Source organism: Chryseobacterium sp. CFS15, from assembly GCF_031118795.1.
GTDB lineage: Bacteria > Bacteroidota > Bacteroidia > Flavobacteriales > Weeksellaceae > Chryseobacterium > Chryseobacterium indoltheticum.
The window spans coordinates 73088-87928 of record NZ_JAVHYL010000003.1 but is presented as its reverse complement, the minus strand read 5'-3'; the positions used below and the strand labels follow the sequence as shown (position 1 = coordinate 87928).

At 30.8% G+C, this 14841-nt stretch carries 8 protein-coding genes and 1 pseudogene; 6 read left to right on the top strand and 3 right to left on the bottom strand.

All coding sequences use genetic code 11. The features are described from left to right. The first annotated feature begins 1 nt into the window (after position 1). From OH814_RS05545 to OH814_RS05535, 3 genes are all read left to right on the top strand, one after another. The gene (locus OH814_RS05545; protein WP_308827453.1) at positions 2-3076 is read left to right on the top strand and encodes a DNA polymerase III subunit alpha; all 3075 of its coding nucleotides are present in this window, start codon (positions 2-4) and stop codon (positions 3074-3076) included. Between the two features lie 91 nt (positions 3077-3167). Then, positions 3168-3776, top strand: coding sequence for a hypothetical protein (locus tag OH814_RS05540; protein ID WP_308827452.1), 609 nt, complete (start codon positions 3168-3170; stop codon positions 3774-3776). A gap of 18 nt (positions 3777-3794) precedes the next feature. Continuing rightward, positions 3795-4955 (top strand): hypothetical protein, encoded by a 1161-nt coding sequence (locus OH814_RS05535; RefSeq protein ID WP_308827451.1) that lies wholly within the window; start codon positions 3795-3797, stop codon positions 4953-4955. A gap of 39 nt (positions 4956-4994) precedes the next feature. Here the strand turns inward: OH814_RS05535 and OH814_RS05530 are convergent. Next, a pseudogene (locus tag OH814_RS05530) lies at positions 4995-5092 on the bottom strand. Then, positions 5093-5896 carry a hypothetical protein gene (locus OH814_RS05525; RefSeq protein WP_308827450.1) on the bottom strand — a complete coding sequence of 268 codons (804 nt, stop codon included), beginning with the start codon at positions 5894-5896 and terminating at the stop codon, positions 5093-5095. Positions 5897-6096: 200 nt separating this feature from the next. On the opposite strand from OH814_RS05525, the gene OH814_RS05520 reads away from it, so the two are divergent. Then, positions 6097-7356, top strand: coding sequence for an exodeoxyribonuclease VII large subunit (locus tag OH814_RS05520; protein WP_308827449.1), 1260 nt, complete (start codon positions 6097-6099; stop codon positions 7354-7356). Positions 7357-7588: 232 nt separating this feature from the next. Here OH814_RS05520 and OH814_RS05515 read toward each other — a convergent pair whose 3' ends face one another. After that, a complete protein-coding gene (locus tag OH814_RS05515; RefSeq protein WP_308827448.1) occupies positions 7589-9415 on the bottom strand; it encodes an NERD domain-containing protein/DEAD/DEAH box helicase in 1827 nt (608 codons plus the stop codon). Positions 9416-9603: 188 nt separating this feature from the next. Here OH814_RS05515 and OH814_RS05510 point away from each other — a divergent pair, with 188 nt between their 5' ends. Both OH814_RS05510 and OH814_RS05505 read left to right on the top strand, forming a co-directional pair. After that, positions 9604-13476, top strand: coding sequence for an AAA domain-containing protein (locus OH814_RS05510; RefSeq protein WP_308827447.1), 3873 nt, complete (start codon positions 9604-9606; stop codon positions 13474-13476). Further along, positions 13477-14841, top strand: a complete 1365-nt coding sequence (locus OH814_RS05505) for a hypothetical protein (RefSeq protein WP_308827446.1) — start codon at positions 13477-13479, stop codon at positions 14839-14841. It abuts the gene before it with no gap.

The following is a 14841-nucleotide window of genomic DNA, read 5'->3' as shown; positions in this document are numbered from 1 at the left end:
TATGTTTCTCAATTGTCATTCTTTTCACAGCTTACGCTATGGAACCATTCCTATTCAGGATCTTGTTCAGCAGGCTGCTGAGCATAATGTAAGATGTTTAGCATTAACGGATATCAATACTGTTACCGGAATCTATGATTTCTATAAGATTTGTAAGGAAAAAGGGATCAAGCCTATTGTAGGAATGGAAGTCAGGGTAGATCATGAATTATACTATATCTGCCTCGCCAAAAATGCTAAAGGAATCGGAGAAGTTAATAAACTCCTCACCAATTACAATTGTGATCATGTACAGATTCCAAAGATCAATCCTGATCTGCCTGACAATATCATCCTTTATCCTCTGCATAATCTGCCGGAAAAATTATATGATAATGAATTCATCGGTATTCGATATGAGGAACTTAATCTGCTGATCAAACCTAAACTGAAAAAGCTGATTCCTAAAATGGTTATTCTTCATCCCGTAACATTTAAAACAAAACAGGAATATAACCTGCACAGGATATTGCGGGCCATTGACAACAATACATTGTTATCAAAGCTTAATGAATCAGATGTATGTAAGGCTACAGAAACTTTTGTTGATAAAAAAGAACTGTTGCAGAAATATATTCATTATCCTCAGATTATCGAGAATACCAAATCAGTAATAGGTTCCTGCAGTTTTGATTTTGATTTTTCGACTCCTAAAAACAAGAAGTATTATACGGATTCAAAACAAAATGACATTCAACTGCTGAGAAAATTAGCTTATGAAGGTTTGGTAAAAAAGTACTCAATGAATCATACAGAAGCTAAACAAAGACTGGAAAAGGAATTGGCAGTCATTGACCAGTTGAATTTCTGTGCGTACTTTTTGATTACCTGGGATATTATCCAATACAGTAATAAAATGGGATTTATGCATGTAGGAAGGGGGAGTGGAGCTAACTCTATTGTTAGTTATTGCATTGGTATTACCGCTATCTGTCCGTTGGAACTTGACTTGTATTTTGAACGGTTTTTGAATCTGAACCGCAAGACTCCCCCTGACTTTGATATTGACTGGAGCTGGCAGAGAAGGGATATTATTCTGGAATATATTTTTAAAAAGTATGGAAAAGATTATGTCGCTTTTTGCGGAACCAATGTTGAGTTTAAATACCGTTCTATTTTCCGGGAAGTAGGAAAAGCATTCGGACTTCCGAAAGAAGAACTGGATGCCCTGGCGACAAAACCCTTGAATCAGCATGATGATAATTCAGTATTCAGGGTGGTTCATAAATATGGAAGATTGTTAGAGAAATTTCCCAATCAGAGAAGCATGCACTCATGTGGAATCTTGATATCAGAAGAACCTATTACCAATTATTCTGCATTGGAAATGCCCCCTAAAGGATTTCCGATTGTGCAGTTCGATATGCATACTGCTGAAGATATCGGACTGGAAAAATTTGATATTCTCTCACAACGGGGGTTGGGAACTATTAATGATACCGTACAACTGATTGAAGAAAAAAGAGGAATTACTATAGATATAGAAAATACAACACTTTCTAAAGATGAGGTGAAATGCAATGAATTTCTGAGTATCGGAAAAACTATCGGATGTTTTTATATCGAATCGCCCGCCATGCGGGGATTGCTGAGAAGGCTGAAATGTGATAATTATAAAGTGCTCGTGGCAGCTTCATCGATTATTCGCCCGGGTGTAGCGCAAAGCGGAATGATGAAAGAGTATATTTTCAGACATAATAATCCCACTCAGTTTGAATACTTTCATGAGGTTTTTAAGCAGGAGCTGGGTGAAACCTACGGCATTATGGTATACCAGGAAGATGTCATTAAAATTGCCTTACACTTCGGAGGACTGCCTGCCTCCGATGGTGATGTTCTTCGCAGGGCAATGAGTGGTAAGGGGCGTTCTTTGGCGGCGCTTCAGAAAGTGAAAGATCATTTTTTTGAATCCTGCAGAGCAAAAGGACATTCTGAACAGCTGTCTAAAGAGGTATATCGCCAGATAGAATCTTTTGCCGGATACTCCTTTTGTAAAGCACATTCCGCATCTTATGCTGTTGAAAGCTATCAAAGCTTATTCCTTAAAGTCTATTATCCTATCGAGTTCATGGTGTGTGCCATCAATAACGGAGGTGGCTTTTACAGAACGGAGGTATATGTGCATGAAGCTAGGATGTCGGGGGCTACCATTAATAACCCCTGTGTTAATCTCAGTGAATGGCAAACCACCGTATATGGAACTGATGTCTATCTGGGACTGATGCATATCGAAAAACTGGAAGAAAGACTGGCTCAGTTGATTCCTGAAGAAAGAAAAAAGAATGGGGAATATCGATCCTTAGAGAATTTTGTCAAGAGAATTCCTATAGGCATCGAAACATTGCAGATCCTGATTTTTATCGGTGCATTCCGGTTTACAGGAAAACAAAAACATGAGCTGCTTATTGAAGCAAGATTTTTATTAGGGAATAATAAAGTGGTTTACCGGCAGCCTACCTTACTGGATGAACCACAAAAAAGTTATCACCTTCCTAAGATTGAAAGAAATAAGTTTGAAGATGCTTTTGATGAAATAGAAATTCTGGGTTTTCCGGTTTCCTTTTCTCCTTTTGATCTTCTGCAGACAAAATACCGTGGATCAGTCATGGCTAAGAATCTCATACAATGCCATAAGAAACAGGTGAAAATGCTGGCTTATCTGATTTCGAGAAAACATGTTCCTATCAAAAATAAACGGGAAGGAAATAAAAGGGATGAAATGTTTTTTGGAACCTGGATTGATGCAGAAGGGGAGTATTTTGATACCGCTCATTTTCCGGATTCTCTCAAACAATATCCTTTTCAGGGAGGAGGATGTTATCTGCTGTTGGGAACTGTAGAAGTCGATTTCCATTTTCCCACTGTTACCATTCATAAAATGGCAAAAATGCCCTTCATTCCAGATCCCAGATATTCAATGGATCAGGAAAAATCTCAGGAAACACAAAGGAATCTTAGAGAGGACGTTAGTATGACCTTTAGAAAGCCTTATCCACAGGAACATGAGATTGGGTTGCCGAGGGAAAAGATGAGGTAAATCAAGTCCTTTTTTTGTATTTTAGTAACTATCAAAAATAATCTAATAATATTTTTATCAACGGTATTACGCCATTAAATACTTTAATTTTATGATCACAATAACTAATGACCAAATAGCCACTATTGAAAATAATAGAGAATGGTGTGAAAATATACATTTTAACGATTTTTTGCTGGCACTTATCAGGGTAGATCCTAAATATTTACTCTGGCAGTATGGAATAAAAGAGCAGATGTGTGAACGAGTATTTGCTTATGAACTTTATCATCAATGGAGAATTGTTGCTGAAAAATATCAATATGAAAATTTGATAATTAATGGAGAAATTAGAAAGGATGGGTCTATTTACAGAGAGAATATAAATATTGTATATCCGGATCTTATTTTACATGAACAGCAGAACAATATGAATCAACAGATTTTAGCTTGTGAAATTAAAACAATGAGAGCAGTAGAATCAAGAGGTGGTTCAAGTAAAGTAAAAAAAGACCTTATTAAACTTGATAATTATATTGAAGATTTGAACTATCAAATATGCGTATTTATTCAAATTAAAGATAATATTGATATTTCTCAAAAGGTAATTAAATATTTAAAGACAAAGAAAAATGAATTTGTAAACCTATCTAAAATTTATTATATCATTAAAGAGGATGATTATATTTCCTATGAATCTTTGGAAAATTTATTAGCATAATAATTACAATGTGATACAATGAGCGGAACAGAAAAAACAAAATCAGAAAGTCAATTGTCTTTAATTAATCAAAATGTCTTTTTTAAAGAATTTACATTCAGTAACAATGACTTTAAAAGTAATGACAATTCTGAACAGGAACTTGCTGATAATGTGGTTTGGTTAGATGAATACTGCTTTATTTTTCAGATTAAAGAAATGAACCAGACTTCTTCTAATTATGAAAATTGGTTTAAAAATAAAGTCATGAATAAAGCAGTGAAACAAATAAAAAATACATTGCATTATTTTGATGTCCATGATTCTATAATCATTGAAAATGAGAGAGGTCATAAAATGAATGTTAAAGCCGCTAATGAAGTCAAGGATATAAAAAAGATTATTATTTATTCTGCTAATATTGATTTTCCAGAAACTCTACGGTATCAAAAATTTTATGAAAGTTCAGGCGCAGGAAATATTCATCTTTTTCATATAGAAGACTATTTTTATATTTGTAAATATCTAATTACTCCTACTGAAATATCTGAATACCTAAATTTTAGGGAAGATTTTTTGGAATTTCATAAACTCGCTATTCATCGTCTACCTGAACAATACCTCTTAGGTCATTTTTTTGAAACTCTTAATGTAGATCATTTTAATGCAGAGTATATTGATAATGTACAGAAATATAAAAAAGAAGAGGATTTTGATATATCAGGATTAATTGAAAACTTTAAACAAGCTGTTATTAGTTCAACTTCATACGCTGATATCCATTACTATCCCATCATTAAAGCTATCGCAAAATTGCACAGATCTGAATTGATTGAATTCAAAAAGCGACTTTCTCTAGCTATGGAGAAATGTGAAAAGTTTGAATTTATAACCCCTTATAAAATGTATTCAGAGAGAACAGATTGTGCTTTTGTATTTATTCCTATACACTCTATAAATTTTCAACATGCAATTACCGCTTTAAAGAATTATACATATGCCATAAAACAAGATTGTAGATCTCAAAAAGCTTTAGGAGTGGTAATTTACAGGAATCCAGACAATTTAGAGAAGATAGACACAGGATGGTATTTCCTTGATGAAACGTGGACTTTCGATCCCGTAATGGACAAAAAACTCAAAGAAAATTATCCGTTTAGAGAATCAATTAATAAGAAAACTAAAAATCCTTACAAATGAGGAATTTAGGTATTAATCGTAGATTATATTAAAAAATTGTAGGTATTGCAGGAATCGAACCTGCGTCTCTTAAAATCATTTTTGAATTATATTTCCAAAAATGGCTTTAAGCGTCTTAACCAACAGACCTAATACCTTTAAATATGAGTAAAGATAGACTTTAAAAATGACTTATCATAATCATCTTCCTTTACGAATGCATATTCATTTAGAAGATATATTTCAAGTCGTTTAATTATTTCGGATTCATTTTCATATTTTTTGAATCTTTTTAAAGAAATTGCAAGTTTATCAGGATCAGGATAACAGAGTGAACTTATCCTTAATGCTAATTCTTTGCAAATTTGAGTGAATAAAAAGTAATCTTCAAAATCTACTTCATTAAGTTCTTTCGGACTATTGTTAATACGGTACTTGGCATAAAGTTCTTCATTAGAATGTACATTTGCTTTTTCCCATTTATTTTTAATTTCGTTTATTGAAACCGTCTTTTTGTGTGAAAAATAAATTCTTAACAAGTGATAATACTCAAAAATATCTATTAAATAAAATTGTATATAGTCTACATTATTAAATCTACCTTTAGATTTAAAATAGTTTATAATCTGATTTAGCTTTGTAGTCTCCGTATTGAAGTTGATCGATTCACCATCTGTAAGTAACTTATATTCCTCTTTCATCTCATAAAGAAATGCTTCGAATAAGTGATATACTCCAGATATATAACCTAAAATAGATTGGTTGTAGCTGGGGTTACTTGAGTCCAACGAAACCCAAATATTGTGCTCCTTACATTTCTCTTCCAAAAATTGTTCGGGACTTTCAGCATTATTTAAATTTTTTAGAAAATCTTTAATTGCAATTTCAGATAATTCCACAACATAATCCATTCTGCCTAACTCCGCTAATAGATTTTTATAAGCCTTATATTTAAATTGCATTGTAATTCTTTCTTGGATAATAATTTTTGATTTTGTCTAAACATTCAAATATAATAAATTATCTGACTATTACTGTTTGTTGGATTTCATTATTTATAATTGTAGGTACATATTCTTTTATTAATTCATAACTTTTCTTTTTATGCTTTTTTTACTTTATATAATAACTTTGTAAAATAAATTTCAGTATCACCATTATTATGCAGTCTGAGGAAACAACATTTCAAATCTATTCGCCATCCTCTGTTTTGGGATTATTTAGCAATGCTTTAAAGATTAACGCAACAATTAATCTTATTTACCTTAAAGGTAGATATGCATATGGTGGAGGTAAGGCCTATGGTAATTATTATTACGATAATTTATTTTCGGAATCGGATAATATTTCAATAGGAGTTAGAATTTCAGCATTATTAAGAACAAAGATTGTTAATAATGAGGTGTATATTTTACGTGGGTATATTGAAAAAAGTATAAAAAACTCTTCTGTTGAGTTAAGGTTTGTGGTAGATGAAATCATACAACAAGAAGAGAAAGCAATCTCGGAAGAAGAGTTACAACGGTATGAACTTATACAGGAAAAACTGGAAAAAGGATCAACGGATCTGGAAACGGTAATCAGAAATAAAATCCTAAAAGAAGAACCTATCAGAATTGCGAATATTTATGGTAATAATGCAATTGTTCAAAGAGACTTTGCTGAAGGACTTGATGTTTCGCAGAAATATTTTCAGATTTCTGACTATACCTGCAGCATTACTTCTTCGACATCCATTGCAGAAAAACTGAAGGAAGTCTCTAAATCTGAGTATGATATTATTGCGTTAGTCAGAGGAGGAGGGGATCGCCAAAGCATGGAGACCTTTAATGATATTACATTATCAAAACTCTTTATTAATTTACCGGCAGTGTCGGTGACGGCTATTGGACATACTGTGGATGAGACCCTTTTGGATAAACTCGCTGATAAGCGTTTTCATTTACCTCATGATTATGGAGCGGGTCTACACGCTATTGTAGAGAAGCTATTACATGAAAAGTCCAATTCAAGAGCGTTGCTTATTGATGAGGTTAAAAAAGATGTCAGCAAGCAATTTACTGAGCAAGTGAAAACATTGTCCGAGCAACTTGCTAAGAAAACGGAGGAATTTCAAAAACTACAGGAGATTTCTTCTAAGCAACTTCTTGATACACAGAAAAATTTCACTGAACAGCAAAAACAAAGACAGCTGGAGATGGATAATTATAAAAAAGAAATATCTGCACTGTACGAAAAGAATTTGCAATCTGTTATTAATGAGAAGACTGCATCTTTGAAAGCAGGAATGGAATCTTTACAGAAAGAAAATTCCAGACTAACTACAGAAGTTCAGCAAAGCAAAGGGGATTATTCCAAGATTATTATTGCTGTGATTATTTCGTTAATTGTTGGTTTTGTATTGGCTACTCTTTTTAAATAATTTTTTCCTTGGTGAGTAAAACGCCTAAGTGAAAAAGTGTTTTTGCCTGGTACTGTTTCCGGAGAGCACTTAATCTTTTTTCGATTAAACTTTCACTGATTATGATGGAGTGGTGGGTGCTTAGTTGTTCGCTGATTTCTGTGACCTTATAGCCTTCTGATAGATATTTTATGATGAGTAAATCTCTGTTTTCCATTGTTTAAAAATAGAAAAAAAAACCTTAATCAAGTAATTAACTAATAACTTCTTTAAAGAATTGATCATATCGTTTATTGCCGGTGTTAATTATAATTAAATTTTGCCTGCAACGTGTAATTGCAGTATATATAAGTTCATCAGTAGTAAATTTTTGTTGGTCTAAATTTTCGTTTTCAATAATTAAAATTAACGTAGTAATTTCCCATCCTTTAAAACTATGAATTGTAGACAGTTTTGTTGTTCCAGAGTTCATCCAGAAATTAAATTTTTTGTGACGTCGGACAATTTCTATTTCTTTTTTTAGCTTAGCTTCATCAATCTTGCCCTCGTGGGTAAAGTCATTTCTAAGTTTTTCATAGACTTCACTAGTTTCAAACATTGTATTAGTTTTTTTTCTAAATTTTTGTCTAATCTCCTTATCAATCATACGTAAAATTTCAACTTTAGCTGATTGAAAACAAATATCATTGTCATGACTGTCTGTTTCTGAAATAACTGTTGAATAAACTTCCATAATCGCAGAAATATCATCAGTTTCAAAATAATGATATTTTATCATAGACTGATCAAATAAGCTTTTTTGAACAATTATTTCATCATAATCATATTTTTCTGAGAAGAATGAACGTTGAAATGTAGTTGCTAAGTTGGCGATATCTGTGCTTACACGAAAAGAAGTTTTTAAAATATTCCATTGTCCTGGAATGCTGGTGTAAGGTTTCTTTTCATCTAAGTCTCTTTGATAAATATTCTGTTTTTCATCACCAAAGACAACAAATTCGCCTTCTGGTGCTAAAAACATTTTAAGGTTTCTAATCCAGTCTTTATGGTAGTCCTGAATCTCATCAATAATTATTGTTTGAAACATCTTTTTCTCCAAATTGCTTGTATGTTCCTCTCCAGTCTGAAGAAAATTAACATTATTATTATGAGCTTTCAAAAACTGATGGTAATGTAATATTGTAAAATTTCTCCATTCAAAATTTTCTCTAATATCACTTATTTTATCATGAATATAGTTACGTAATGAAATATTAAAAGTAAGTATTAAAATTTCACCTTTATGTCTTAAATGAGCGTTTACGGCTCTTTTAGCTAAGGCGAAAGTTTTTCCACTACCGGCGACACCTTTAATTTTTTGTTGATGTGCTTTCTTACTTTCAATAATTCTCTTTTGTTCCTCAGTATAAATTATTTCTTTTCCTTGCTCAATTGTATGCTCTGGTGGTTTAAGATATCTTTTGAAACTTTTGTAAAGATCATTGTCAAATAGATATGATCTTTTATTGAGCCTTCTGTTAGAAAGTATGGAATCAAAATTAGTCTTTGTCAAACTGTCAAAACCTAAAAGATCAAAATAAGATAAAAATTTATGAAATTTTATATTGTCATTATTTTTATTAGTGAAGAAAGTATCTATTTCAATTTTTGAGGCTTTATGAAAATAAACACAACATGTTACAACAGATAAGAATTTTGGGTTTTTAATACGTTTCTCCAGCAATGTATCAATATGTAAATTGTAAAGATTTTCTTTATATTCAAATACTTGTTGAAGTGGTGATTTAATGATTTGCCTATTTAGTGTAACGTTGTTGATTACGTTTTTTAGTTGCCAGTGATTTTTTTCAGTAAGTTGATAACTGCTCAAGTCCCAGTCTTTAACTTCAACAATCATAACACCAGAATTTTCTCGGACTATTATAATATCTGGATTGTCACCATTCAGATATGGTTGAAAAAATACTTCATAGGTATCATCAAGGACAGAACTTAGAAAATGTAAAAGATGTCTTTCTCCTGAAGTAGGTTTTACTTTCAACTGGTCTATTTGTTCTAATGAAGGAGAAATTCTTGCCATAATTCTAATTTTTAGCTAATAGTACCATATCATTTTTTTGAAACATTATAAAAATAGAAAAAAGTATCTTACAATTTAAATCATAAAGATTTTATTTGTATTTTTCTCATATAATTGGGAAAAATTATTATCTTTAAATATCTGATCAAAAATATATTTGATTAGAAACCAGTAAAACTAATAAAGAATTGAAAACAGATTTAACAATAGATTCTATTGAGAAAGGGCATGTAGTTCAAGTTCGGATTAAGAAAAAGATTGAACCTTCACAAATTTTCACCTATTTTATTGATAACTATAGCGGTCGATTGTCCTTATTCGACTTGGATTGGAGTATACCGTTAGCAATAAACCGCTTTAAGAATCTTAAAGAGGATGAGGATATTCAGGCTGTAGTTATTTTTATAGATCACAAGAATAAAATTGTTGAGTTAAGTTTAAAGTTTATTACTGAAAATATTTCTAGTCAAATAGGTTGGGATAGAATTGTTGTCGGGAATGAATACAGAGCTAAAGTGATAGAAAAACTTTATGATTTTTGTTTATTAAAAATTCACAATAAGTTTTATGGATTAATGAAAATCGAATATCTTGAAAGCGGAACACAAAGCCTAAAGGTTATCGTAACAAACAAGGAAGACTTCAACAATCTTTTATACGTTGTTCCTGCATCGGAAGATATAGAAATATTAAATAAAGCGGATACATCTGATTACCAAAAATTATATTTTGTGGAAGAAGAACTAAAGTCATATAATTCGTTTAAAAGTTCGATGTATGCTGACTTTACAACCGATGAAGAAATAGGAGAGTTAAAAAAAGGATTTAAGATTTTGAAGGACTTATTCTCAAAAGAAATAATTTTTGAAAAAATCTTATACTTACAATTTGAGGCTAATACGGAAAGCTATGATTCTGACTTTATCAATCATGCTGTTCCTTATTACGCAAATGATGTTATTGATGAGCATCTTAGGTATCAAGCGGCCTTAAATAAATTGTCAGAGCAAAATTATTGGATAAGAATCAATGAACGGCATCCTAGGTTTGAATTTACGGTCTTTAATGAAGAGGTGAGTATGTATGGAGAAATACTTGTAGATAATAAAGTGAATGATGCAGCTTTTAAAATCAATAAATTTTCTATTGGCTCACGCTACGCAAAGTCTTTGCAAAGTAAGAAAGAAGGTGCTTCAAAAAACTCTTTTTTACTTGGAAGCAAAATTACAATTTTGCCACCTTTAGCATCTGTACCTCTTGATTATAAACAATACGATATTGCAGAACGGCTTGTTCAAAAAAATAGATGTTTTGACATTATTAATAAGCTAAAATTAAACAATAGCATATTATTACTGCAAGAGGCAAAAACTTTAGATATTAATGATAAATTTCTTGAATATCAGATTAAAAAAGCAGAGAGTTTAAAACCACAAAGTATTTCAATTTCTCGTTTTGAACGAGTTCATAATGATGAAAATGGACTTGCTATAAAAATTTCTCAGGAATTTGCGGATTATTTCAATACAGAGAATAGCGTTTCTGTTGTTATCAAGGTAGGGGAACGTATATCCTTCAAAGCTAGATTATCCTTTCACAACGATTATTGTATATTAAAATTCAATGATCAAATTGATACGAGAACTCTAGAAAATGGATTCAGCATTGATCAAATTATATCTAAAAATCAAATTAATCTTCAGCGTGAAATAATTAATGACTTTCGTAATAATAAAATAAAAATTCAACACTTTGAAAAAGTACTATTAAGTAAAGGCAATATTCAAGTTCCCACTCTTAGTAATGTAGTTTTTAGTAACCCTCAACTAAAAAATACTGAAATTCAAAACCCTAAAAATGGGCAGATAACTGCTGTAAGAAAAGCTGTTGGAAATAAAAATATTTTTTTGATTCAAGGCCCACCTGGAACTGGCAAAACTACAGTTATTACAGAAATAATTGAGCAGCTTGTGAGAAAAGGTGAAAAAGTATTAGTATCAGGTCAGAATCATGTAGCAGTAGATAATGTTTTGGAAAAAGTTTCTGAAAATAAAAATTTAAACTTGCTAAGAATTGGTAGCATAGAAAAAATTGATCCTAAGTTTTCCCAATACAGCGTTGATAATATTATTCAAGCCTACATGGATGAATATAAGTTGTTTTTAACTAATCAAAGTAAGGTCTTAAAAGAAGCTTTAAATCTAAGGAGTGAATTTCTGTCGGAAGATCAAATCAGAGCCCGTTTAAATGTTTTTATAAATGATTTTTCAGTAGTTTACACCAAACTTCGAAATACTTTTAATGATAGACATTTTAAATTAACTCAAGGTATAAAATCACTGACAGATGATGAACTATTTAAATCAACACAAGTGTTTAATAGTTGGCGTGAAAGAGATTCTCAATTGGTAGATATTTTGGTTAAGCCTATTGTATACAAAGATGTTAATGTAGTTTTTGCCACTTGTATCGGTGTCAAAGGAGATCCTGTCTTCCAAGAAAATGATTTTAAATTTGAGACTGTTATTATTGATGAAGCAGGAAAAGCAAATATTACTGAAACTTTAGTTCCACTTGAACTAGGTAGAAAAGCAATTCTTGTTGGAGATCAGAAACAGTTACCTCCTTATTTGGATGGAAGTTATCTTGATGTTAATGATAAAGAAAGTTTTCCAAATCATACTCTTAATCAGAAGAAAAATTCTTCTGAAAAAATTTATGATATTGAGGATATTAAGCGTGCAACTACAACTTCTTTTTTTGAGTTCTTGATTGATAGGGTTAAAACTAATGAATTTCCTTCTGAAAATGTTGTTTTATTGAATTATCAGCATCGTATGCACCCACATATTGGAGAGTTTGTTTCAAGTTCATTCTATAATAATGAGGTTTTAATGGGTGAGAAAACGACTTTACAGAAAATGCAGATGGATTTTCCATTTAATAAAGAAATTGTTTTCTTCGATACTTCGAATTTTCAAGATTCTTTTGAGAAAAAAGATAAGCAATCTGTTATAAATTTAACAGAAGCACTATATATTGTAAATTTTATATTGCCAGGTTTAGTAAATAATTCAGCTGATATGTCAAAGGTTGCTGTTGTTGCACCATATAAATCGCAGGTTTCACTAATTAAAAATAGTATTAAAGAAAGTGATAATCCACTATTTAGTAACGTAGATGTTGCAACTTTAGATTCTTTTCAAGGTAAGGAATATGATATTATCATCTTTAGTTTTACAAGAGCAGCAGATCATAATAATCCTGAAATAATTAATGGAAAGAAAATATATACTAAAGTAGGGTTTTTGGATGATGCTCGTAGATTAAATGTTGCTTTTAGTAGAGCTAAAAAGAAATTAATTTTTGTAGGTAACTCAAAAACTTTGACTGATTCTAGGTCTCATTATGATTTTCTATTTAATTATACTGATTTATTTAAAAATCTTCTAAGAGTTGCTAAAGATAAAACAAAAGGGAACTTCATTAGAAATGGTGATGTATCCTTCCAACAAAGGGATAATGGTGCTAGTGGCTTGAATCCTGCTACTGCCGATGATTTTGAGAAAATGCAATTAAAGTATAAAGTAGGTGATGTTGCAAATGCTAAATTCAAAAATAAAATTTATAAAAATGAAAAAGTACTTATGTTTTTCACTATTGATGGTTTTGATACTGCATTGTTTGAAGATCAAATGGAATCTGGATTTTTACAAAATAATGCAAATCTTGAAGTAGGCCAGACATATGATTTGAAAATTCACAGATTTAATAATAGAAACAGACAGATATCTTTATCAACATTGAATTACTTTTCAACAAATACTGAAGATATAGTATTTAAAAGTAAAGTCGCACAAATTAATAAAAGCAAAAATCAAAAAGGGAAGGTGGTAGAGAGCCTAGATTTTGGCTATATCATTCAACTGGAAAATGGATTGCAAGGTTTATTACATAATAAACAAAATAAATTCAATATCAAATTGAACCATAATGATATTGCGTATGTAAAAGTACATAATATTGATTTTCAAAGAAAAAAAATAAATTTTGCATTTTAGATGATACCACTGAAGATTGATTACGAAAAACTTTACCAGGAATTAGAAAACCAAGGAAAAAAGTTAACAGGATTGTTTGAACTCCAGTACCCAATTTATTGTGTGCATGCAACGATTGCTGATATAACTCCTGATCCACTTGATTACTTAGATGTTTTTATAATAGACATTATTAGAACAAACAACAAACTTTCAACTGCAACAATTGGTTCTTTTTTAGGAGTTTCAAAAAGCATTATTGAAATGAGAATAAACATTTTAAAAGGAGAAAGTTTAGTAGAGGAAAACGAGTCAGGATTGCAAGTGTCTGATTTAGGATATAATGTTTTTGTCAAAAAAGTAGCTGAACGTATACATATAATTTCATATGACTTTTATATTGATGGGATAACACATGAGCCACTGAACAAACAATTCTATAGAGCATATAGATCTAAATTTATTTCTGAAAATGATAAAGTACTGAGAACAAATAAATTTGGTGAATCATTTATTGAATGCGACATGAAGCCCGATTTAGTACATACACCATTTAATAAAGAAAGGATTATAGAAAAATTAAAGAATATATCCATGGATGCTCGTGATGAATTCGCTATTCCGATAGGTTTTAAGGACATAACAGATTTATCTTACACAAAATTATCATTTCAAATATTAGTTGCAGCGAGTATTGCTGAAAATGGTGTAGTAAAAGAAGTGATAGACGGATTTGCAAACCAAAGTTATATTGTAGGTAGGTCTTATTATGATGATGTTAGGCAATATATTACCAACTTTGAAGACAATATTAAGAGTAAAGTTCAAAATCTTGTATTCAAAGTTCATGAACGAAATTTAGGTTATAATGCAGAACAAAAAGTTGATTATATATTGAGTTCGAACTGGAGAGAAATTGATAGATACCCCAATCATGAAGGTGATATTTTTCAATTTGATTTTGAAGGGATCAAACATATTTTAAGCAAAAAACTAAAAACAGTCTTAGATACTGAAGAAGATATAGAATTTTCAAAAGGTATTATTGAATTTCAGATTAGCAAGAAGACTTTACAAAAATCAACAGACAGAAAATCTATTATTAGCAATTTGCTTCGCGGCCGTGATTATTTATTTGATTTAATGTTTAAAAATTTTAATGTTCAATTACTTTATATCTATTACTCACCCGCTGACGAAATCGTTGAGAAAATATTAGAAATAAGTTCTATTATAAAAGCTACAAGTTTTGATGATATTTCGGAAAAAAGGCTTCTTGAAAGATGTTCTGAATGTCCACTTTCTCTTAGACAAATATTAATTCTTGGCGGACATAATGACATTTTAGAAAAATTTGATATGGAGAAAAATATGATTTTAATTTAA

Bases quoted from the DNA above. Each gene is read 5' to 3' on its own strand.
- OH814_RS05545 (WP_308827453.1), top strand. From the start codon at position 2: ATGTTTCTCAATTGTCATTCTTTTCACAGCTTACGCTATGGAACCATT.
- OH814_RS05525 (WP_308827450.1), bottom strand. From the start codon at position 5,896: ATGCAATTTAAATATAAGGCTTATAAAAATCTATTAGCGGAGTTAGGC.
- OH814_RS05505 (WP_308827446.1), top strand. From the start codon at position 13,477: ATGATACCACTGAAGATTGATTACGAAAAACTTTACCAGGAATTAGAA.
- OH814_RS05540 (WP_308827452.1), top strand. From the start codon at position 3,168: ATGATCACAATAACTAATGACCAAATAGCCACTATTGAAAATAATAGA.
- OH814_RS05535 (WP_308827451.1), top strand. From the start codon at position 3,795: ATGAGCGGAACAGAAAAAACAAAATCAGAAAGTCAATTGTCTTTAATT.
- OH814_RS05515 (WP_308827448.1), bottom strand. From the start codon at position 9,415: ATGGCAAGAATTTCTCCTTCATTAGAACAAATAGACCAGTTGAAAGTA.
- OH814_RS05520 (WP_308827449.1), top strand. From the start codon at position 6,097: ATGCAGTCTGAGGAAACAACATTTCAAATCTATTCGCCATCCTCTGTT.